The organism is Pseudomonas sp. NPDC087342, assembly GCF_044744265.1.
Taxonomy (GTDB): Bacteria; Pseudomonadota; Gammaproteobacteria; order Pseudomonadales; family Pseudomonadaceae; genus Aquipseudomonas; species Aquipseudomonas nunensis.
In genome coordinates this window covers 1,159,281-1,179,503 of sequence record NZ_JBIUXZ010000001.1, presented here as the reverse complement: position 1 = coordinate 1,179,503, position 20,223 = coordinate 1,159,281, and the positions used below count along the sequence as shown (strand labels likewise).

Below are 20,223 nucleotides of genomic sequence, written 5' to 3'. Positions count from 1 at the left end.
ATTGTTCCCCTCGACAGAAACAAGATAAACCGGCTAAAACTGCTATCACTATTCACGATTTCTAAATAATCGGCAGGTGCGGCAAAACCATGGACCGTCTCAACGCCATGCGCGTGTTTACCCGGATCGTCGAGCTGGGCGGCTTCGCCAAGGCGGCGGACAGCCTGCAAATGCCCCGTGCTTCGGTGACGATTCTGATCAAGCAACTAGAGGCGCACCTGGGGGTGCAACTGTTGCAGCGCACCACCCGGCATATCAGCCTGACTCTCGACGGCGCGGCCTATTACCCCCGATGCGTGCAATTGCTTGCGGACCTTGAGGAAACCGAAGCGGTGTTTTCCGCCGCCCGACACAATCCCAAGGGCTTGCTGCGGGTCGACATGCCGGCGGGAATCGGGCGGCTGATCGTGATTCCGGCATTGCCGCAATTTACCGCCCGGTATCCGCAGATCGAACTGGAAATCAGCTTGAACGACCGCACGATTGACCTGATTCGCGAAGGCGTGGATTGCGTGTTGCGCGGTGGCTCGCCGCTGGATGACTCTCTGGTGGCGCGGCCACTGGTCATGCTCGATCAGGTGACCTGCGCCAGCCCCGAGTACTTGAAACTTCATGGCGTGCCCGAGCATCCTGCGGACCTGCACGGCCATCAGATGGTGGAGTATTTCTCCGCGACCACCGGCACGCGCTTCGGGCTTGAGTTTGTGGTGGCGGGGCAGGTGCAAGCAGTCAATCTGCCCAAGCAGGTGTCGGTCAACAGCGCCGACGGCTACATGGCCGCGTGTGAGGCCGGTTATGGTCTGGTCCAGGCGCCGTACTATCACGTTGCCCGACAATTGAGCGAAGGACGCCTGTGCGAGGTGCTCAAGGACGCGCCGCCGCCGGGGATGCCGTTGACGGCGCTGTATCCGCCGCACCGCCAGTTATCCCGGCGGGTGCGGGTATTCGTTGATTGGCTGGTTGAACTCTGTGCGCAACCGGGCCAGGAGTTTTATCGAAGTGATTCAGGCGGCTGACTGATCGGCCTCGGCCCCTTGCAAGTGGTCATGCAGTCGTTGCATGTGCGGGCAGTGCAGTTGCAGCTCCCTTTTACGGGCACCGCGATGGAACAAGGCGAACCATCGCCCCTGATCGGGTGCGGGCATCACCCCAGTGAACACAAAATCCTTGATGCTCAAACGCTGACAGTCCTCGGCAAAGCCCGGTGACAGGGCCAGCCTCAGGGAAATCAGCCAGGCCGCCGGCAGTTGAATCAGCTGATCGAGCAAGCGTTTGTCCAGCCGCTCAATGACCACATCGAACCTTTGCTGATGCTGTTGCATGTGCACAGGGTGAGCCGGGTAAACCGCCGCGCTCTTGCCGCTGCCAAACACCGAACCCAGATGCAGCATGAACCCACGGCAACTGTCCGGCCAGGCAATGTCCGGGAGCCGGCAAGCGTGGCCGTCGAGTGGGTGGACACCGACCACGATGCTTTCCGCCGATGCCCCGGCGAAAGGCGACGGCACGTAGTCGGGCAATATTGCGGTGCAGTGGAACCCCAGGGTTTGCGCCATGCGCTGGGTGTACGGGTGATGGGTGACTTGCTTGATCAGCACGCAGCGACCCGCGACCGCGCTTGCGTGTTCCAGCACCTCGCGGCCCAGGCGAGTGGCGATGCTCTGGCCACGGGCCGCCGGGTGCACCACGCTGAGGGCCAGTTCGGCGCTGGCGGTCGGGAGCCTGTCGCGACACAACGCCGCGTGGCCGACCACCTGTGAACCTTGCACCGCGAGCATGGATTGCCAGCGACCGTCGGCGTTGTGCTGGGTGATCAGCTTCGGCAGATAAACGTCCGGCTGCACGTAAAGTTCGCCGTAGACCAGGCGAAACAGCTGACTGACAGCCTGGGCGTCGGCGGCCCTGAAGGGGCGGAAAATCATGGCCCGACCTGCGACGCGCACGTGTATACCCGCAAGTCCAGGACCCGCAATTGTTTGCCCGAGCGCGGATGCAACGCGAGTTCGGTGGCGGCACACGGCTTGACCTGGAAAACCAGCAAGCCGTCATGGCTCAACGTGCTGATGGAGGGGTAGTGGGCGACCAGTGCATCGTGCAGCGCAGCACTCACGTGCTCGATGGCCGAAGCACCGGTGTCGGGCACCCAGTTCACGCTCAATTGGTCGACGTATTCCACCTGTTCAATGCGTATTTGCCACTGATCACCGCCGGTTACCTGCTGGACAATTTGGTGTATCTCGTCCGTCTGCAGCGACATCACGCCGACCCGTACTCGCTGGCTATGGGCGCTGCGGCCTCTGAGGGCGAACTTGCGTCTCGGGCTGGCGACGGGTTCGAGCCAGCAAGCGCGGTCGCCCACCGGGTAGCGCAACAGCGGCATCAGGCGACGACTCAGATTGGTCACCACCAACAGCCCCACACGGTCGCATTCTTCGATGATCTCGCCGCTGTGTTCGTCGATGATTTCCAGCAAGGTGTGCTGGTCGAACACCCGATGTTCACCCAGGACACAGTCACGATCACTGCCGCCGATCAATCCGGCGTCAACGCTGGCATAGCCGATGGAAGTCACGCGGGCATTCGGAAAGACTCGGGCGAAGATCGTCAGTTGCCCGGCAAATACGCTTTCCCCGCCATACAGCAGCGTGTCGACGCCGAGCAATACCTGGTTGTGCTCGGTCAGGTAAGCCGCGAACTTCAGCAACTGCGCCGGGATGCCTGCCAGCACATTGATTCGATGGTCGCGAATTGCCGCCGCCAACCCTGAAAAATCAGCGTTGCCGGTGAAGGGGAATTCGCTGATCGGAACGCTGACGTGGGCCAGCGAGTCGTGGATAAACAGGAAGCTGGCGCACAGGTCGCCGGAGAAAAACAGATTGGCCACCCGGTCACCGCCGTTCAGTTGCGCCGAGAGGCTTTTGCCAAATGCCGTGACCAGGGTTTGCCATTCCGCGTGGGTGTAGACCGCCAGTTTGCCCTGGCTGGTGGTGCCCCCGGTTTTAAACAACAGTGCATCGTCGACCGGGGCTGTAAGGACGGGCCACTGCGCCAGGTCGTGGCTGCCGGCCCAATAAGTGTTGCCGTCGATCAAGGGGATATCGCCCGAGGTAAATCCCTGCAACGGCAAGTGTTCAAGGTGCTTGTTATAAAAACGCGAGTGTTCGCGCAGGTATTGCACCAGTTGCTCTAGCGTAAGTAGCTCGTTCATTGGAATTCCTTTTCCGTTATTGGGCGTTGCCGCCGGTCGATCACCAACGGCATTTTGCCGCTGTGTTTATTGCGCTCGAATTGAGTGGCGGCGCAGGTCTTTATTTCCAGCACCAGCAGTGCAGCGTCCACGGCATTTTTAAGTGCTGTGTCGCAAAGCAATTGCTGGTGAACCTGATCAGCGTCGGCCTCGGCCCGCACTACCAAGCGTTCGACCCCGTTGGCTGTATGATCGAGCACCATCTGAACAGGCACGCCTGCGTATTGAGCGAGCTGTGCAGGGGAAATGAACTCGGTGCCGATCCGCAGCCATTGCCCATGGCGCTCCAGCAACTGGAAGCGTGGTGAACTCAATCCACACGGACATGGGCCGGTCACCCAGCGGCCGGTGTCGCCTACTTCGTAGCGACGGACGCTCTGACCTTGGCGGGCCCGTGAGGTGAACAGCAGGCGCCCGACCTCTTCGTTGCGGACCGGCATGTCCTGTTCCAGATCGACGATTTCCAGATGTTGGGTATCGCACATCAAATGGAAGATGCCATCGCCGGTCGCGGCGCAAGCGTGGCCCAAGGGGCCGGCGTCGACGGAGCCGTAAATCGCCGAGCGGATCGTCGAGACGCCGCAACTTTCCATCAATTGGCGGCTGGCCAATCCCGTATGCTCGCCACCGAGAAACACTTTGCGAATGCCTGCATACCCGCGCAGGGTCGTTTGCTCACTGAGAAAAAGACGATGCAGGGTGCTCGGCATGCCGATCAACACGCTGACCTGTTGTTGCACGATCATTTGCGCGATTTCGCTGAAGTCATCGTCATGGGGCGCGCCCATGGGGAAATGCGTGGCGCCCATCTGTTGCAGGATCCAGGAAAAACTCGAAAAGCCGCCGTAAAGGTTGCCGCCGTAGAACAGGTTCATCACCCGGTCATGCGACGGATCCAGCCCGGCAGCGAATAGCCCGTCAGCCGCTGCGCGCATTTGCCGATGGAAGTCGCGGTAGCTGAAACCAGCCAGCGCCGGGGGGCCACTGCTACCTCCAGAACGGAAGTACAACTGCGCCGTGGGGTCTATGGGTTGGGCCTGGAACGCGGTTTTGTCCATGATCGCAAGACCGGCAATGTCCGGGGTTGCGGGCAGTGCATCAAGGCTCGCATGGCTGCTCAGCACGCCAGCGGACAGGCTCACCGAGAGCCGGCGACTCAGGCGTGTCAGCGCATAGACGCCATCGTGAGGCTCACCGGCGTAGCCATCATGGATCGACCCGGCAGGCGCAATGCGCGTGACGCCGGCATTGATCAGGCTGCGTACCAGCGCCGGGGTTTGCGCTGGTAGGCAGATCAAGGCACAGCTTTGCAGAACCGTGCGCCAGGGCAGCATGGTTTCGGCAATCAGCGGCTGCGGCACCGGTTTGAGCACCAACGTGCGAAACAGCGGTGAAGGCGCGAGGGTCCGATGATGTTCCCAGATCACCCGCCATCCGGCGCCGGTCCAGACTTCACCGGTGTGCCCGGCAAAACATTGCTCCAGTTTGGCCATCGCGCAGCGAGTGGTGATTTCCGAGGCTTCCTGATCGGTGGGCAGCAGCGCCGGCCACTGCGCATGGCGCCGTTCGAACGCCTCGGCCAGACGCGCACCCAGATCCCGCAGAACGGCCGGGTCATCGCTGTCCACCAGCACCCATTGCGGACTGGAACACGCTTGTTGATCCAGACGACAGACTTCATCGACCAAGGTATCGAGCGCACTCGGTTGTGCAGCCTCGGGGCTCAGGTACGCGAAACTGATCCGATGCCCCCAGTCGATCCAGCGACAGCCGCCGGGCAGTTGCTGACGGATGGCCTTGAGCGCGGTTTCGCCGCCCCACGCTGCCACGCCATCGGCCCGGGTACAGAGGCGCCCGATGTGTGCGGTGTCCACCGGCAACACCGCGATAAAGTCCGCCAGCCTGCCGCTGCTGTCGCACTGGGCGAGGGCGTGCAGCAGGCGCGCTGTTTGCCCTTGATCGCTGGAACTGGGGCGCAGCCAATTGATGTTGCCGGCTAGCAGGCTTTCGAGGACCGCACAAAATGCCAACATCGGTGCATTGCCTGGCGTGATGTGCACCACCAGCCCCAACGGGTGCCAACTCTCGAAGCGCGATTGTCGGTAATCGATGCGCCTCAATGAGCGCGCCTGCACACCCAGTTCGCGCTGCAGTTTGTCGATCAGGTGCCCAGGCTGGCAGAAATCGATCAGCCCCAGGCGTTGCTCCTCCGCCAGGCCCACATCCAGTTCGAGCGTCTGCAATTGCTCGGCAAAGCGAGCGGCGGCGGCCACGACGGTGTCGCTGTCGATGGGCGACATCAGCAATCGCGGCAAGGCGTGGTGCAGGGTGTCCAGAGCGCTTTCGAGGGAAAGTCCGGCGTGCAATTGGCCATTGATCAGGAACATTTCAAACCCTCCCGATCAATTCGGCCGCAGCCATCGCGCAACTGCGCCCGGCGCTGGTGCCGGCGCGCCCGTGCAACTGGAACCAGTCACTGGACAGGCCACAGCCGCATGTCGCGCCGGGGTACAGCGTGGCCAGGTCGCTCATGACCACGGCATGCGCCGGGCTTGACGAGATATAGGGCGATACGAAGCCCAACAGGCCGGGTTGGCCGTAGGGCTGGACGCTGAAGTCGGATGGATTGCGCACGAAAACCTTCGAGTAAACCGGTACATGAAAATGATGATGGGCACACTCGATATAGGGCACCGCGTGCTCGACCGCGCCGTAGCCGTCGCGACAGCGGGCCGGATCGATACCCAGTTGCCGCGCGATCCGTTCATACAGATGAGTCCGGGGAATCTCCTGCGCCGCATGGTTTTTCCAGCCGCCGCCGAGAAACACCAACGACCCCACCGGCAATGTGAGCGGCGCAATACCCGTCGCCTGCATGCGTTGCAACGCCTGCCACAGGAACGCCGGGAAGCCGAAAATGCGCACGGGCAGTTGTTGTTCGGCGAACGCCTGCAAGGCACGGATCACGCCGAATTGATCGAACTCATGGCCAGTGCCGGTACGACGCAGGCCATAGACAACCTGATTGACCGGCGCATAACGGCACAGAAACTGGTCGGTGTAAGAGGTGCCCAGACGGTTGTCGGCTTCAGGTTCGTAGCTCAGCAACAGGTAGTTGCACGGCGTGTCCGGGGTGTCCCAGCCATAGTGCTGGAAAATCCGCGTGACCATGCCTTGGGCGGCGGCCAAGCTGCGAGCGTCGTAACGCATGCGGCTTTTCTGGCCGCTGGTGCCGGACGAAGTAAGCTCCAGCGCGTCTTCACCGCTCGGACTCAACAGCAGTTGCTGCTTGAAAAAATTGGCGAAGATCGGCGGCAGTTGCGACCAGTTATCCAGCGCTTCGAGGGCTTTTTCATCCAGGCCATGGCTGTTCAGCCAGCGTTCGTAGCCAGGGGTGTGGTGGCAATGAAACAGGCTGACTTCAGCCATGGCGCGGTCGAACAGCCCCGGTGGTACCGAATCCGGCTCGTAAGGCTGCGCCAGCGCACACAGTGCGTCGGTGTAGGGAAGGTGAATCATCAAAAGTCCTTTTGATTTGATCAGGCGGCGGCCGTGAGATGGCAGCGACGCAGGAAAGGTTGTAGCGGCACGAGGCAGGCCAGCCCGGCGATACTGGCGATGATGGCGAATGACTCAAGGCTGTCGCCGCCACCGAGCGCCGCGATCACTGACCCGGCGCCGCCCATGATCGAGATTGAAATCATGCCGATCATGGCTGACACCAGCCCTTTGCTGTCCGCGCTGGAAAACAGCGCCAGCCGGTACAATGCGGCATTGCTCATGCCGAGGCCCAAGGCGTAGAGCGCCAGACAGCCGACCAACCAATCCGTTGCAGCGCCATACAAGCCGACGATCAGCAGGGCAACGAGCCCCGCGCAAAATGGCCAGAGCGCATAGCGAATCAACTGCGCCAGCGCCACCCTGGCAATCAATCGGTCGAGCAGCAGATTGCCGAGAATCACCGCGCCGAACACCGGGATCTGCCAGAGCCCGTATTGCAACGACGACATACCCTGGCCGTGGATCAACAGCAGTGGCGCAAGGCCGATCCAGGCAATCAGCGGCAAGCTCATCAGCCCCAGGGCGAGGGACGACAGCACGAACGGCCAGTTGCGCAACAACAGTCCGTAGCGGTGCAGAGTGTCGCGCAAGTCGAAGGGTTTGGCGCTGGTTTGGGCGCCGGGTCTTTGCGGCATGAACGCATACAAAGCCAGCCAGACGGCGAGGGCGGCGATCCCCAATGCCAGGAACATTTCGCGCCACGACAACCACTGCAATAGCAGGCTGCCCAGCAAGGGGCCGAACAGTGGAGATAGCAGGGCGATGTTCCCCAGCCACGCCATGATCCGCACGGCATCGGCCTCGCAGAACGCCTCTTGCAAGGCGGGATAACTGACCGCGATGACAAAACCCAGGCCCATGCCCTGAATCAATCGCAAGCCATTGAACACCTCGATGCCCTGCACCCAATACGCCGCGCCGCACGCCACGGCAAATAGCCCGCTGCCCATGAGCAGCAGCGGACGACGCCCATAGTGATCGGATAACGGGCCGACCAGCCATTGCAGCAGGACACCGCCAGTCAAATACAGCGTGAAGGCATATGGGACATGCCCGGGATCGGCCTCAAGCTGCTCGGTCACGCCCAACATGGCGGGCATGATCAAGTCGCTGGCCATATAGGTCAGGAGTTCGAAGGCTGCGATGGCCAGGCAAAAACCGGTTAAACGGATAGGACGGATAGTGATGGATGATGTAGGCATGACTTCCTGTCGATACTTAAAGTTTGAGGAGGGGGCTCCTGTAACGGTGTACCGAAAGACTAATCATCAAGGGCGCGGCGCTCTATAAAGCGATTGAGACGGGGGGTTTCAACGGTTTGCCATGTATTGCGAGTGTCAGCAGCAGGCGGGAAATCCAGGGTGACATGGATCCAAACTTACATAAGTGCGAACAATCCGCTGTACGAAAAATGCCCGCGACAAGGCGGGCATTTGTTCAGGTTTAATCAAAAAGGTTGTTTTGTCTTACACGGGATTTAACAGTCGGGACTACCGATGTTGGTAATAACCCGGTCCGCCACGATCGTAATGGTGGTCACCGTGCCAGCCGCCGTGGGGGAAAATGATACAGCCGCTCAAGGAAAGCAGAGCGATCAGGGGAATCAGCAGTGTGATTCGACGGAGCATTTCAAAATCCTCATGGTTATCGCCGCAATGAAGCCAAAACTCTTCATCGGCTGTAACATGAGACTGCGTTTGCCGGCGTTTATCCCCGCCCGAAGGTAGGGGCTTGGCATGCAAACGGATACAAACCGGATACATTTCAAGATTCAGGAACCCGCAATGACCCAGTCGCAACGTTTGAAATACTCGATTCTGATCTCCCTGCTGGTCCTGGGGATCATGTTCGGCCTTTCGTATCTGCAAAACGCAGGGATCATCAGCGAGAAGCTGTTTCAGTACATCGCCATTGGCGTGGCCGTGATCGTCGTGGTCGTCAACGGCGTGATGCGCCGCAAGGTCAAGCCTTGAGCGACGCGCCCGAGGCTGACTCGCTGTAGAGAATGGCAATAGCCTGCGGATGCAGGCTGTAGCTTTTGTCCGGATTGAGCGTGATCACGCCCTCACTGCATAACCGCTTCAACACTTCCCGCACACTCAGGAAGGACAGGGGAATATCCAGGTCCAGCAAATACGTGTGCACGCCGCGCACGCCCAGGTTGCGCTCGCTTTCGGCGGCGCTCAGCAAGGCGTCGATGACTTTCAGGCGAATCAGGCTGGTGCGCAGGCCAAAGCTCTTGAGCAGTACTCTGATTCGTTCGTTTCCGTGGCGCTCGGCCCGTTGTTCGAAGATCCCTGCACCCTGGGTCATGGAAATACCTTTTGGCGCATGGCTACCGTCCGTTGGCAGTTGCGAGTTGTACATTCAAAAACTCCTTTTCAGAGCCTGATCAGGAAAGGGTGATGGTGCTCTCAATCATTAAGACGAACGAGCACGACAAATCATGAAGGCTTTGATGTAGAAAATTTGTCGATGGCATGTGATCGCCATGTGATTCGGCATCGGCAAACCGTTGCGCCGCCTAAATTTGCTGATGATTTATTCGTTCCTGAGGACAGGCACATTCCGTGTAGAACGCGGGTGTGATTTTTCCAGGCCATGTCCATCAGGAGCGAGCGTGATTATTAGCAGGCAGTTAACCCGGTTGAGTCTTGCAGGTGTGTTGCTGGGGCTGAGTGTTGCGGCAAGCGCGCGCAGTGCGCCGGAACCTTCGTCCGTGGATATTCGCCGCACCAGTTTCGGCGTGCCGCACATTCGTGCAGAGAACGAGCGCGGGCTCGGTTACGGCATCGGCTACGCCTACGCCCAGGACAACCTGTGCCTGATGGCCAACGAGATCGTCACCGTCAACGGCGAGCGTTCGCGGTATTTCGGCCCGGATCAATTCACCCTCGAAGAACGCGCGAACCCGGCCAGCGACCTGTTTTTCAACTGGCTGAATACTCCACAAGCGGTAGCCGGTTTCTGGCAGGCGCAAACCCCGGAAGTGCGCGATCTGATCGACGGTTACGTGGCGGGCTACAACCGCTCGCTGGCCGAACGTCAGGCCCAGGGTTTACCGGCGCAATGCCAGGGCGACTGGGTGCGCCCGATTGCCGCCGAGGACCTGGTGAAACTCACGCGACGCCTGTTGGTAGAAGGCGGCGTCGGGCAGTTTGCCGAAGCCTTGGCCGGCGCCACGCCACCGGCGGCGGTCGCTCAAGCGGTGGGCGGCGCGCAGTCGTTCCTGCTGGCCGCCGAACGTCAGCAGCGTTTCGCGCTGGACCGTGGCAGCAACGCGGTGGCCATCGGCAGCGAGCGCTCGTTCAACGGTCGCGGCATGTTGCTGGCCAACCCGCATTTCCCTTGGGTCGGCGGGATGCGCTTCTACCAGATGCACCTGACCATTCCCGGCAAACTGGATGTGATGGGCGCCGCGTTGCCTGGTCTGCCGATGATCAATATCGGTTTCAACCAGCACCTGGCCTGGACCCACACGGTGGATTCGTCCAAGCATTTCACCTTGTATCGCCTGCAACTGGACCCCAAGGATCCGACCCGCTACCTGCTGGATGGCAAGTCGTTGCCGCTGGATAAACAGACCCTGACGGTGCAGGTGAAACAGCCGGATGGCCAGGTCAAACCGGTTTCCCACGTGGTCTACAGTTCGGTGTTCGGCCCGATCGTGCAATGGCCCGGCAAGCTCGACTGGGACAATCAGTTCGCCTATAGCCTGCGCGATGCCAACCTGGAAAACGACCGCGTCTTGCAGCAGTGGTACGCGATGAACCGCGCCACCAGCCTCAAGGATTTGCAGGCGTCGGTGCACAAGATCCAGGGCATTCCGTGGGTCAACACCTTGGCGGCGGACGATCAGGGGCAGACGCTCTACATGAATCTGTCGGTGGTGCCGAATGTGAGTGCCGACAAGCTCGCCAAGTGCAGCGATCCGCGTATCGGGCTGAAGATGATCGTGCTCGATGGCTCCAACAGTGCCTGCGCCTGGGACATCGATCCGAACGCCGCGCAAAAAGGCATTTATGCGGCGGACCAATTGCCGCAATTACTGCGCAAAGACTTTGTACAGCACTCCAACGATTCCGCGTGGCTGGCCAACCCGGCGCAACCGCTGACCGGTTTCTCGCCATTGATCAGTCAGGACAGCCAGCCGCTGGGCCTGCGTTCGCGATTTGCCCTGGATCGCCTGGGTGCGCTGGCCAAGGCCGGGAAGCTGGCCGCCGCGGATCTGCAACACATGGTGATGGATGATCAGGTGTATCTGGCGGCGCAGGTGTTGCCAGACTTGCTGAAATTCTGCAGTGCCGAGGCAGCCGCGCAGGCATCGGTGTGTGCCAGCCTGAAGGCGTGGGATGGCCGGGCGAATCTGGACAGCGGTCCGGGACTGGTGCACTTCCAGAATGTCATGCAGACGCTGCAACAGTCGCCGGACATCTGGCGTGTGGCGTTCGATCCGAAAGACGCGCAACACACCCCGAGCGGACTGGCGTTCGAACGGCCGGAAGTCGCCAAAGCGATACGCGAAGCGATGCTCGCGTCGGCTGAATTGACCACGAAAATGGGGCTCACGCCGGACACCCGTTGGGGTGATATTCAAGTGGTGAGCAGCGGCGGGCAGCAAACGTCGATCCATGGTGGGCCTGGCCCGCTAGGGATTTACAACGCAATCCAGAGCGTGCCGAGAACCGACGGCAAGCTGGAAGTGGTCAGCGGCACCAGTTACCTGCAAATCGTGACCTTTGATGAAAAAGGTCCGCACGCGCAAGGCTTGCTGGCGTTCTCGTTGTCCAGTGATCCGGCGTCGAAGTACGCCCGGGACCAGACGCTGGCCTTCTCGAAGAAACAGTTGAGTGTGTTGCCATTCACCGAGCAGCAGATCAAGGCTGATCCGCAGTATCAGGTGCAGACCATTCGCGAGTCGGATGAGAAAGCCGGGAAGGTGGCGACGCAGTAAAACGCCGCTCTATCTGTCTGTAGCAAACATGAAGGCCGCACCCCTTAGGGGTAGCGGCCTTCAGCTTTTTGGCGTTTGCCTGGGAATTGCATTGAGCACCGGGTTGCCGTTCTCGTTGCGAGTCAGGTACACCGGCAACACCCGGGGCAGGGTCGCCACCAGATTGTTGATTTCCTTGATGTTGTAGATGCCGCCGAGGCGGATCGAAGCGGTGCTTTTATCGGCAACCATCACCGGTTTGGCCAAGTAGCGATTGATCAGTGGCAATGCCTCGCTCAGCGGCAGGTCATCGAGCACCAGTTTGCCGCTGCGCCAGGCCAGGGAGCTGTCGTTGGCGTAGGTTTCACTGATCTGCGGCATAAAGTCGCCGTGGCGGAAACGCGCCTGCATCGACGGCCCAAGGCGCAGCCCGTCGCCGTTCAGCGCGTCGTTGCTGGTCACCAGCACCGAGCCTTCGATCAGGTTCACACGCACCTGATCTTCATACAGCCAGACGTTGAACTTGGTGCCGGTCACCCGAATCCGGCCTTCGGCTGCCTTGACGATGAAGGGGTGTTTCATGTCGTGGCTGACGCTGAAGAAGGCTTCACCTTTTTTCAGCGTGACCCGGCGTTCATCCTTGTAGTTGCTGAAGGTCAGCTCACTGCTCAGGTTCAGTTCCACCTGGCTGCCGTCGCTCAGGGTGACCTGGCGCACGTTGTCAGTGGATTCGAAATGCTGATAGGAATTGGGCAACCAGCCAAGGTTCCATCCGGTGTACGCCGCCAGCGGCAGCGCCAGGGCACAGACTGCGGCGCTGAGGCCGAAGGTGCGCCAGGAAGTCGAGGGCTTGCTGGGCAGGGGCACGTGCAGAGGCGCGGCGGCGGATTCTGGACGCGGTAAATCGCCGGCAACGTCCCAGATCTCCAGCATGGCTTCGTATTCGAATGCATGCAGCGGATGCGCATCATGCCATTGCTCGAACGCCTGGCGCTCTTCGGCTGTGCAGTCGATAGCGTGCAGACGCATGCACCAGTGCGCAGCGGCATCGGTGACGGCGTCGTATTCGGCTTCCGAGAAGGTGTGTTCGGTCATTGACTCATCCTGATTTGCTGCATTCTAACCTTGAGGGCAACGTATCGAGAACATCCGTCATGGCAATTACCCATCAAAGTGGAACTTATTTTTCCCCGCAAGGCCCTAAAAATAGGACCTCAATACACAGTATCCACAAATGGAGTGAAAAAATGATCAAGAAAACCTTTGCTGCCGTCATTGCTGCTGCAACGTTGTTGAGCGCTGGCGCAGCCATGGCTGATCGTCCGGGGGCCGGCTGGATCTCGATCGAGAAGGCCATTGAAACCGCGAAGACCAAGGCAGGTTATGTCGAGGTCTATGAAGTAGAAGCCGACAACAACGGTTATTGGAAAGGTGAGGGCCGCAAGGCCGATGGCGTGGTTTATGAGTTCCGCATTGATGGCGCTTCGGGGAATATCCTGCGCGATCAGAAGGACTGAACCGCTCAGGGCACTGCAACCACAGTGCCCTGGCATTTACTTTATGGCGTACGGGTATGGACCTGACGTCCGAGATGGCTGATCAGCCAGGACACCGAATCGGCATTACCCAACTGCACCGCCAGCCTCACCGTTGCATCGCTCATGAAAATCGTCCTGGCCTCGTCCAGGGTATCTTTACCGGTCAAACTCAACACATGTCTCAAGGGCCTCTCGGTAATCTCAAGCGTCGTATCGCCAAAATCTTCCCAGGTATTGTTTTCGAAATTGAAAACTGTGAACAATTCCGTCAGCGGAGTTTGAGTCGAGAGTGCCTTGTTCTGAACGTCTGACAGGGCGTTCTTGAGTTCTACCGCTCGCAGGGTGGTGGTTTCCATCAGGTCGACAAAGGGCCGCGACGCGTCCAGGTACGCAATGTCCTCGGTCTTGCAGATCATGTGCGACAGCTCATGGATCAGCGTGGTCGCCCGCGCATGGGTGTTGATCGGGAAAGAGGCGTCTTTCAGGTAATTACGGTAGAAGTCAAAGTTGGTGAAGAAGAACTTCTCCGCAAGGTAGATCTTGTTCCTCTGATCTTTCGGAATCGCAAACGCCAAAACGTGTTCTGCTTCATCCTTGGCCTTGCCGATGACAAACCGTGTGGATTTCTCTTGCCTGAGCGTCGGATCGAGCAGCGCCCCGAGGATCTCTTCCACGACTTTTTCAATCATCGTCACGTGTTCGGGCAGCACTTCAGGTACATCCATAAATTCCCTGATCAACAAATTGACCGGCGTCGTTCGAGTGGACGAGGTCTTCAACAACTGCAGATTGCGAAAGCTGTTCCAGGCGTAGGTGGTTGCCAGGTCGAGCCCTTCATCGATCAGTCTGGCCCGGACCGGAAACAGCTGGCGGATCTCAGTCATGCCATCGGCCTGGACATTCATCCCTGCGTTGACCGTGTCCCAAGTCTTCAAGCGCCGGAGCAGGTTATAGCGCGGCGCCTGAGCTTCTGTGTCCAGTACCCATTTTTTCGACGCGTTTTGTAGCGCATATGGCCCATCGACCTTATCGCCACGGATGATCCAGCGGCTGCCGCGCTTCTGGATCGGGTAGACCTTGCCGTCAATCGGCGCGTAATGCTGCTGCGTGGCGGTGTTTGCGTAGAGCCCAAGCTTGCTGTCCTGCGTCAGGGCGCCGAGGTCAACATCGGTGCTTTCGTGACGTTGCAACCGTGTGCGTTCGGGGGCGGTGATGTCGATCCGTTCACAGTCCGTGACGGCATCGGAGGCGGGTGGCGAAGGCTCGCGACTGTCCATCGACTCGCGCAACATGGCCAGCTGCGCCATGCCGCGGATGAAAGCTTTCAACGCCGCCCCCCATTGATGTTCTTGCAGGTCTTCAGCCGACGCCTTGATGTCGCGATAGCTGCGCCATACGGTGACGGGGTAGGCCAGTTTGCCCGACACGAAGGTCAGCGCCTGGTCCAGGTCTTCGCCCAAGACACGTTTGATGGTTGCCCATTCGCTTTGCCCGTCGGTACTCGATTGGCAGCCCAGCAACCGGGCCAACAGGTCGGCGTTGTCTTTAAACAACTGCATGAACAACGGCCCTTTGACGGGACTGGAGGCGAGTTTGACGCTAGCAGGGCCGGCCAGACGGGTTTTGCACAGGGCCCGGTCTGTCGGGGTCAGGCAGTTGAGCACCCAACGCTGCAACGCGCCGTTGGTTTTCAGCTCGCTCAGCAGCGCACTTTCGTTTTCATATTCCTTGATCCCGTGTTCCGAACTGTACGGCGCCAGCAGCACTTGCGGCCCGGTCGCGTCCTTTTTTGGCCCGATCAGGTAGACACCCGGCACGTTGATCGCCGATTCATGGCGAGTGCCTAGCAGTTCAAGTGGACGAATAATCGCGTTGCTGCCGTTCACCGCGTCACGGGCAATCGCGTCGGGCATGTCGATGACTTGCCGAATCAGGTCAAACCCGCTTGCGCTCAAGCGTTCCTGGAGTTTCTCGGAATGGGCGTAATGCAGCAGTTGCCAGGGCAATTGCTTGGCGAAGCGTTTTTTGCGGGTCGCGGCATCGGCATGGGAATCGGCGAAGGCCTTGCTCAGCTCGGTGCGCTGATGTTCCCCGGGCTTTAGGTTGCGGATCAGGTTTTTGACGTAGGTCTCGTCGAGAGTGGCAGGCAGCGGCTTATTGGTCAGCGAGGCGGACTTGAAGCTCAGTGCGTCCAGGTCGTGCAGGTGAATCAAGGCAAAGGTCGGCAGGGCTTGCGTTTGTGCATCGGACGTTGCGCGGGGGCTGATGCGGATTTCAATCGTGTCCGGGTCAATGTCGTGTTTGTCGGCCCTGAGCTGTTTGTGCAGTTCATGGTGAGCCGTGCGCTCCAGGGAACGAATGCCGCTCAGGTAGTCCTTGTCGTCCTCGGCATTGTTCAAATACTGCATCAACAGTTCGGTATGCAGTATCTGATCTTCCAGCGACGCATTGGCCAGCCATGCCGGCAGCTTCTGCCGGGTGATCAGGGACTGAGCAACTGCCGTCGCCCGTTGCAGGCCGGTCTTGGGCACGGCCAGTGCGGTCAGGCTCAACAGATCAGCGCGATGACGGGTGGGCAGGTTGGAGGCGAGTACGTGCTCGAGGAAGTGGTTATCCAGCCGAATATGAGGCTGTTGCACGTGCTCGAGAAAATCCTCATGAATCAGTTGCAGCGGCGCGAGGGTAAAGACGCGGCCAGCGACGCGTTCGCTACGCAGCAGATTCTCCAGCAACCCGTGGCGCTCATGCTCGCTGAGCAGGCGTCGGTTGAGTTCAGCCCGCATCGGAGTCAGTGCCGGGAAGGCTTCGAAGCCCAGCGCCGGGGTCCACAGGACGGTTTTGCCGGAATGCTCAGGATCCAGGCCGCCCCGTTCGGTGAGCGCGAAACAACTGGCCAATTTCAACGGGTCAGCGCCGTCGGTCTTCAGCGCCAGACTAAATACATCCGGCAGGAAACCGTTCAGGGCAGCGCGCTTGAGGCGCACCGGTGTATCGAGAACGCTCTGCACCATCGTCTGTTCCACGCTGCCGAGCGTGCGGGCAAGGCTGCACAATTTGAGTTCGCTGCGTAACGCCGTCGATAGCGTATGGGCGAACTTGGGTTTGAGCAGCTCCAGCGAAGCGCGAACACCGTCTTCAGCCTGCGCGAGCGTGGTGGCGGCGCCGGGAATGGCCGGGTGTTTTTGCAGTTGTTGTTCCAGGGAGTTTTCGACGCTGGACAGCAGCGCCAACTGTTGTTTGGCCGAGTCCGCGCGCACGGTGGCCGGTTGCGCGCTCCAGCGCTGATCGGCGCGGGTACTCCAGCGACCATTGGCTTCGACGGGCAGCAGCCGTTTATCAATCAGGGCGCGTACATCCAGCGCGTTGTCGAGCAGTGCATGCGGGTCCAGAACACCGGCGCTTTCACGGTAACGGCTCAGGGCGTAAGTCAGGTTCTGCCGTTGCTTGGCCACTACGTCCGCCATCAAGTGCGCGAACACCGGGCCGACAATCGGTGCTCCGACAATCAGCCGTTGTTGTTCCTCCAGTGACAGAAACAGGCCACGTTCTTCGAGGGCCAGGAAGTTGAACAGATTGTCATCGTGGCCCTCGCTTTTCATCATGCCCAGCAAGGTGTTCTTGATCTGGCCAAGGTTGCCGCTGGTTTCGACCCCTCTGGTCTGGGTGTACAGGAACGCGTTGGCCTTGTCGGTGCCGATCATCAAGGTGCAGGCCGGTTCGACGTGGTGTCTGAGCGGCGCCGTGATCCGTACTTTCTCGATCCGCACGGGATCGTTCGAGGCGGGCAGATCGTCGGTGCCCGCGAGGGTGACGTCCATCAGCCGCAGGTATTCCTCGCTGCTCAGGATGCCTTGCTGGCGTTTGAGCAGGAGGTCCACGCAGTAGGTGTCGCCGAGGCTTTGCGCGAAAAATTCCGAGCGAGCCAGGCCGTTGCCCATGGAGCTGTTCCAGAAGGTGTCCAGCAGGCTGCGCAAGTGCGGCGTCAGGCTTTGCGCGATCTCCTTGATCGCCACTTCCCACGCCAGATTGTCGGCGTAGATGTTCGCATTACGGGCAGGATGGACGAAAACCCGGGTGTCGCCGTCCGGCCACTGGTTGTTCAGGTAGTAGTGCAGCACTGCTTCGCTCAGCGACAGTGAGGACAGTTGGCGCTGAGGGGCATTGCCGGTAAAGCTGTCCAGTCGCGTGCGACGCTGGTCCAGCCCCGGAAAACGTCGGGCCAGGGCATTCTTGAGCACGTCATCGAGCATGGTGCGCAGGCTTGGGCACTTGATCAGTTCGGCCAGCATCGTCGTGATGTTGTGGTTTTGATTGCGCTCGATCACGGTCTGCTGATCCTGGAAAACTGCACCGTCGATCGACTGGGTTGAAACGCTCAGAGTGCTGGCGGCCAGGACAGTGCAGCGCTGTTCGATGGACAGATAGCGCAGCAACTCGCGTTTGCCGGCCGTTTCGCCGAGCCAACGTTTCACTGTGTTTTTGAGGTCGTTGATGTCCGCGTATTTGATCAAGCCTTTCCACGGTGTGTAGAGCGTGGCCTCGCCATCGTTGAACCGGCCCATGGAAAAAGCCCCGGCCAGGGTAATCGCCGCCCCTTTGTCCGGTGTCAGCATCAGCCTGTGCACCTGCATGCCGGGCTTATGGGCGACGCGAGCCGTGTCGGTGGCCAGGTAAACCGCCTTCAGCCACTTGAGGTCGTCGATGCTGAAGTTCAGGGCTTTTTCGCGATCGCCGGGTTGCCGGGCGATGGCTGCCGTTTCGGCCTCGTCAAAAAAATACGGGAGCGGGGGAGCTGTCATGGTTTTTCCTCGGTTAGGTTGAGGAAAAACAGTAAGGCCGGCGCGAAGCCTTGGTGCGGTACATATTGCTTGAGTCGATCCTGTCGCCGAGGCTTGACAGGAGCCCTCCAGAACAGCGATTAATCGCCGATGTATTACCGGGTTGCCGCACAACCCCATTTCAGCCTGTAGCCCGAACTCAATAATAAAACTGGAGCCTCAGATGACCGCAACACCCGTCAGTTCGAACACCGAACTCCTTGATTTCGATTCACTCGTTGTGTTGCTCGAACATGTCTTCCTGCGCCATGGCACCTCCGCCGACGTTGCCAGGACCCTGGCCCTCAACTGCGCCGGTGCCGAGCGCGACGGTGCCCACAGCCACGGTGTGTTCCGCATTCCCGGTTATGTGTCGACGCTGAAAAGCGGCTGGGTCAATGGTCAAGCCGTGCCGGTGGTCGAAGACGTGGCCTCGGGGTTTGTCCGGGTCGATGCCGCCAACGGCTTTGCCCAGCCCGCGCTCGCCGCTGCCCGCGGCTTGCTGATGGAAAAGGCCCGTAGCGCAGGGATTGCCGTGCTGGCGATCCGCAACTCCCATCACTTCGCCGCGCTCTGGCCGGATGTCGAACCCTTCGCCTATGAAGGCCTGGTGGCGTTGAGCGTGGTCAACAGCATGACCTGCGTAGTGCCGCATGGCGCCGACCGTCCGCTGTTCGGCACCAACCCGATTGCCTTCGCCGCGCCACGGGCCGACGGCGAGCCAATTGTCTTCGACCTGGCCACCAGCGCCATCGCCCATGGCGACGTACAGATCGCCGCACGCAAGGGCGAGCGCTTGCCGCCGGGCATGGGCGTGGACAGCCTCGGCCAGCCGACCCAGGACCCGAAAGCGATTCTTGAAGGCGGTGCATTGCTGCCGTTTGGCGGGCACAAGGGTTCGGCGTTGTCGATGATGGTCGAGTTGTTGGCGGCGGCGTTGACCGGCGGCAATTTCTCTTTCGAGTTCGATTGGTCGAACCATCCGGGCGCCAAGACGCCGTGGACCGGTCAATTGCTGATCGTGATCGACCCGAGCAAGGCCGCCGGGCAAAGCTTCGCCGAGCGCAGCCAGGAACTGGTGCGGCAGATGCATGGGGTTGGGCTCAAGCGTTTGCCGGGGGATCGGCGACATCATCAGCGTGCCAAGTCGGCGGCTGAAGGGATTCGGTTGGAACCGGAAGTGTTGGCGAATCTGCGGGAACTCGCCGGGCTCTGAAGTATTCCGAGGTCCAAAAACTGTGGGAGCGAGCTTGCTCGCGATGGCGGCCTTGAATTCAACATCAATGTTGACTGATCGACCGCTATCGCGAGCAAGCCCGCTCCCACAGGGAGATGTGGCTAACCGAAAGGTTTAGCGACGACCGAGCAGCAACCCGACCACCAGGCCGAAACCGGCGGAGATCGCTACGGTCTGCCACGGATGGCCACCGATGTAGGATTCAGTGGCATCGACCGCAGGCTTGGTGCGCTCGCGCACGCTGGTGACGGATTCGAGTGCCAGTTGCAGCTTCTGGGCGACTTGCCCACGCAACGTATCGGCTTCTTCACCGACCAGTGACGCGCTGCTCTTGAGCAGTTTGTCCGATTCTTCGATCAGCGCCTGAAGTTCACTGAATGCCTGGTCCTTGATTTGGTCTGCGGCGGTTTGTACGGCTGTTTTGCGGGCCATTGAGTAACTCCTTGCGGGTAAGTGGGCAGTGAACAATGGAGTCTGCGGCGATTGAAAAAGTTGCAGTGAATTTGCGCGCAGACTCAACCCCGGAGAAAAATCCAGGGTCGGAGGAATCCTCCTACAGTGTAAGATGTCGCCTATTTACGCCGCAGGTATTTCCCATGAGCTTCAATCTGGCCGACAAACCCCTTGCCGAGCGCGCTGCGCTTGAAGACGAAAAATCCCGTCTGTTCGACCTCTGGCAAAGCAACCTGGGCAAGTCCAAGGGCGAAGCCGCACGGTTGTTCGGCGAACGGGCCAAACGCAAAGGCAAATGGGCCGAATGGGTCCGTTCCGAGCTCGACCTTCTGTCACCGCCCGAATACGCCAACATGGTGCGCAGCGAAGTGAACCGCTTGATGGCCGCCAAATAATTTCCGATAACCCCGATCCCTGTCTGTAGGAGCGAGGCTTGC

The 20,223-nt window shown here is 60.0% G+C and carries 15 protein-coding genes; 6 read left to right on the top strand and 9 right to left on the bottom strand.

The genetic code is table 11. The annotated features are described in order from the left end of the window. Positions 1-89 precede the first annotated feature (89 nt). On the top strand, positions 90-1,016 hold the full coding sequence (locus tag ACIOYV_RS05350) for a LysR family transcriptional regulator (protein ID WP_401321504.1): 927 nt from the start codon (positions 90-92) through the stop codon (positions 1,014-1,016). Here the strand turns inward: ACIOYV_RS05350 and ACIOYV_RS05345 are convergent. Genes ACIOYV_RS05345 through ACIOYV_RS05325 form a run of 5 tightly spaced genes read right to left on the bottom strand, consistent with a single transcriptional unit; the run spans position 1,005 to position 8,010 of the window. Further along, positions 1,005-1,922, bottom strand: coding sequence for a GNAT family N-acetyltransferase (locus tag ACIOYV_RS05345; protein WP_401321501.1), 918 nt, complete (start codon positions 1,920-1,922; stop codon positions 1,005-1,007). The two genes, ACIOYV_RS05350 and ACIOYV_RS05345, sit on opposite strands and share 12 nt — an antisense overlap. Then, on the bottom strand, positions 1,919-3,208 hold the full coding sequence (locus ACIOYV_RS05340) for an AMP-binding protein (protein WP_401321499.1): 1,290 nt from the start codon (positions 3,206-3,208) through the stop codon (positions 1,919-1,921). The genes ACIOYV_RS05345 and ACIOYV_RS05340 overlap by 4 nt, the downstream gene beginning before the upstream one ends. Next, positions 3,205-5,634, bottom strand: a complete 2,430-nt coding sequence (locus ACIOYV_RS05335; protein WP_401321496.1) for an acyl-CoA reductase — start codon at positions 5,632-5,634, stop codon at positions 3,205-3,207. The genes ACIOYV_RS05340 and ACIOYV_RS05335 overlap by 4 nt, the downstream gene beginning before the upstream one ends. Position 5,635: 1 nt before the next feature. Then, complete coding sequence (locus tag ACIOYV_RS05330) at positions 5,636-6,766, bottom strand: acyl-protein synthase (RefSeq protein WP_401321494.1); 1,131 nt, start codon at positions 6,764-6,766, stop codon at positions 5,636-5,638. Positions 6,767-6,786: 20 nt separating this feature from the next. Beyond that, on the bottom strand, positions 6,787-8,010 hold the full coding sequence (locus tag ACIOYV_RS05325) for an MFS transporter (protein WP_401321492.1): 1,224 nt from the start codon (positions 8,008-8,010) through the stop codon (positions 6,787-6,789). Positions 8,011-8,592: 582 nt separating this feature from the next. Between ACIOYV_RS05325 and ACIOYV_RS05320 the strand changes: the two genes are divergently transcribed. Next, entirely contained in the window at positions 8,593-8,781 is a 189-nt protein-coding gene (locus tag ACIOYV_RS05320) for a hypothetical protein (RefSeq protein WP_163909977.1), read from the top strand. Here ACIOYV_RS05320 and ACIOYV_RS05315 read toward each other — a convergent pair. Next, positions 8,771-9,175, bottom strand: coding sequence for a fe2+ zn2+ uptake regulation protein (locus ACIOYV_RS05315; protein ID WP_401321489.1), 405 nt, complete (start codon positions 9,173-9,175; stop codon positions 8,771-8,773). The two genes, ACIOYV_RS05320 and ACIOYV_RS05315, sit on opposite strands and share 11 nt — an antisense overlap. A 253-nt stretch (positions 9,176-9,428) precedes the next feature. Between ACIOYV_RS05315 and ACIOYV_RS05310 the strand changes: the two genes are divergently transcribed. Then, the gene (locus tag ACIOYV_RS05310) at positions 9,429-11,762 is read left to right on the top strand and encodes an acylase (RefSeq protein ID WP_401321487.1); all 2,334 of its coding nucleotides are present in this window, start codon (positions 9,429-9,431) and stop codon (positions 11,760-11,762) included. A 60-nt stretch (positions 11,763-11,822) separates the two neighbouring features. Here ACIOYV_RS05310 and ACIOYV_RS05305 read toward each other — a convergent pair whose 3' ends face one another. Further along, complete coding sequence (locus ACIOYV_RS05305; protein ID WP_401321485.1) at positions 11,823-12,836, bottom strand: FecR family protein; 1,014 nt, start codon at positions 12,834-12,836, stop codon at positions 11,823-11,825. A 152-nt stretch (positions 12,837-12,988) separates the two neighbouring features. On the opposite strand from ACIOYV_RS05305, the gene ACIOYV_RS05300 reads away from it, so the two are divergent. Beyond that, on the top strand, positions 12,989-13,258 hold the full coding sequence (locus ACIOYV_RS05300; RefSeq protein WP_054046388.1) for a PepSY domain-containing protein: 270 nt from the start codon (positions 12,989-12,991) through the stop codon (positions 13,256-13,258). Between the two features lie 41 nt (positions 13,259-13,299). On the opposite strand, the gene ACIOYV_RS05295 is transcribed toward ACIOYV_RS05300, so the two are convergent. Then, on the bottom strand, positions 13,300-18,078 hold the full coding sequence (locus tag ACIOYV_RS05295) for a dermonecrotic toxin domain-containing protein (protein WP_401321482.1): 4,779 nt from the start codon (positions 18,076-18,078) through the stop codon (positions 13,300-13,302). A gap of 202 nt (positions 18,079-18,280) precedes the next feature. Here ACIOYV_RS05295 and ACIOYV_RS05290 point away from each other — a divergent pair, with 202 nt between their 5' ends. Then, on the top strand, positions 18,281-19,312 hold the full coding sequence (locus ACIOYV_RS05290) for an Ldh family oxidoreductase (RefSeq protein ID WP_401321479.1): 1,032 nt from the start codon (positions 18,281-18,283) through the stop codon (positions 19,310-19,312). A gap of 135 nt (positions 19,313-19,447) precedes the next feature. Here the strand turns inward: ACIOYV_RS05290 and ACIOYV_RS05285 are convergent, their stop codons facing one another. Further along, positions 19,448-19,765: a YqjD family protein gene (locus tag ACIOYV_RS05285; protein ID WP_054046382.1), complete on the bottom strand. Its 318-nt coding sequence runs from the start codon at positions 19,763-19,765 to the stop codon at positions 19,448-19,450. Positions 19,766-19,929: 164 nt separating this feature from the next. On the opposite strand from ACIOYV_RS05285, the gene ACIOYV_RS05280 reads away from it, so the two are divergent. Then, positions 19,930-20,181: a hypothetical protein gene (locus tag ACIOYV_RS05280; RefSeq protein ID WP_054046380.1), complete on the top strand. Its 252-nt coding sequence runs from the start codon at positions 19,930-19,932 to the stop codon at positions 20,179-20,181. The last annotated feature ends 42 nt before the right edge of the window (positions 20,182-20,223 follow it).

Bases quoted from the DNA above. Each gene is read 5' to 3' on its own strand.
- ACIOYV_RS05350 (WP_401321504.1), top strand. From the start codon at position 90: ATGGACCGTCTCAACGCCATGCGCGTGTTTACCCGGATCGTCGAGCTG.
- ACIOYV_RS05345 (WP_401321501.1), bottom strand. From the start codon at position 1,922: ATGATTTTCCGCCCCTTCAGGGCCGCCGACGCCCAGGCTGTCAGTCAG.
- ACIOYV_RS05340 (WP_401321499.1), bottom strand. From the start codon at position 3,208: ATGAACGAGCTACTTACGCTAGAGCAACTGGTGCAATACCTGCGCGAA.
- ACIOYV_RS05335 (WP_401321496.1), bottom strand. From the start codon at position 5,634: ATGTTCCTGATCAATGGCCAATTGCACGCCGGACTTTCCCTCGAAAGC.
- ACIOYV_RS05330 (WP_401321494.1), bottom strand. From the start codon at position 6,766: ATGATTCACCTTCCCTACACCGACGCACTGTGTGCGCTGGCGCAGCCT.
- ACIOYV_RS05325 (WP_401321492.1), bottom strand. From the start codon at position 8,010: ATGCCTACATCATCCATCACTATCCGTCCTATCCGTTTAACCGGTTTT.
- ACIOYV_RS05320 (WP_163909977.1), top strand. From the start codon at position 8,593: ATGACCCAGTCGCAACGTTTGAAATACTCGATTCTGATCTCCCTGCTG.
- ACIOYV_RS05315 (WP_401321489.1), bottom strand. From the start codon at position 9,175: ATGTACAACTCGCAACTGCCAACGGACGGTAGCCATGCGCCAAAAGGT.
- ACIOYV_RS05305 (WP_401321485.1), bottom strand. From the start codon at position 12,836: ATGACCGAACACACCTTCTCGGAAGCCGAATACGACGCCGTCACCGAT.
- ACIOYV_RS05300 (WP_054046388.1), top strand. From the start codon at position 12,989: ATGATCAAGAAAACCTTTGCTGCCGTCATTGCTGCTGCAACGTTGTTG.
- ACIOYV_RS05295 (WP_401321482.1), bottom strand. From the start codon at position 18,078: ATGACAGCTCCCCCGCTCCCGTATTTTTTTGACGAGGCCGAAACGGCA.
- ACIOYV_RS05290 (WP_401321479.1), top strand. From the start codon at position 18,281: ATGACCGCAACACCCGTCAGTTCGAACACCGAACTCCTTGATTTCGAT.
- ACIOYV_RS05285 (WP_054046382.1), bottom strand. From the start codon at position 19,765: ATGGCCCGCAAAACAGCCGTACAAACCGCCGCAGACCAAATCAAGGAC.
- ACIOYV_RS05280 (WP_054046380.1), top strand. From the start codon at position 19,930: ATGAGCTTCAATCTGGCCGACAAACCCCTTGCCGAGCGCGCTGCGCTT.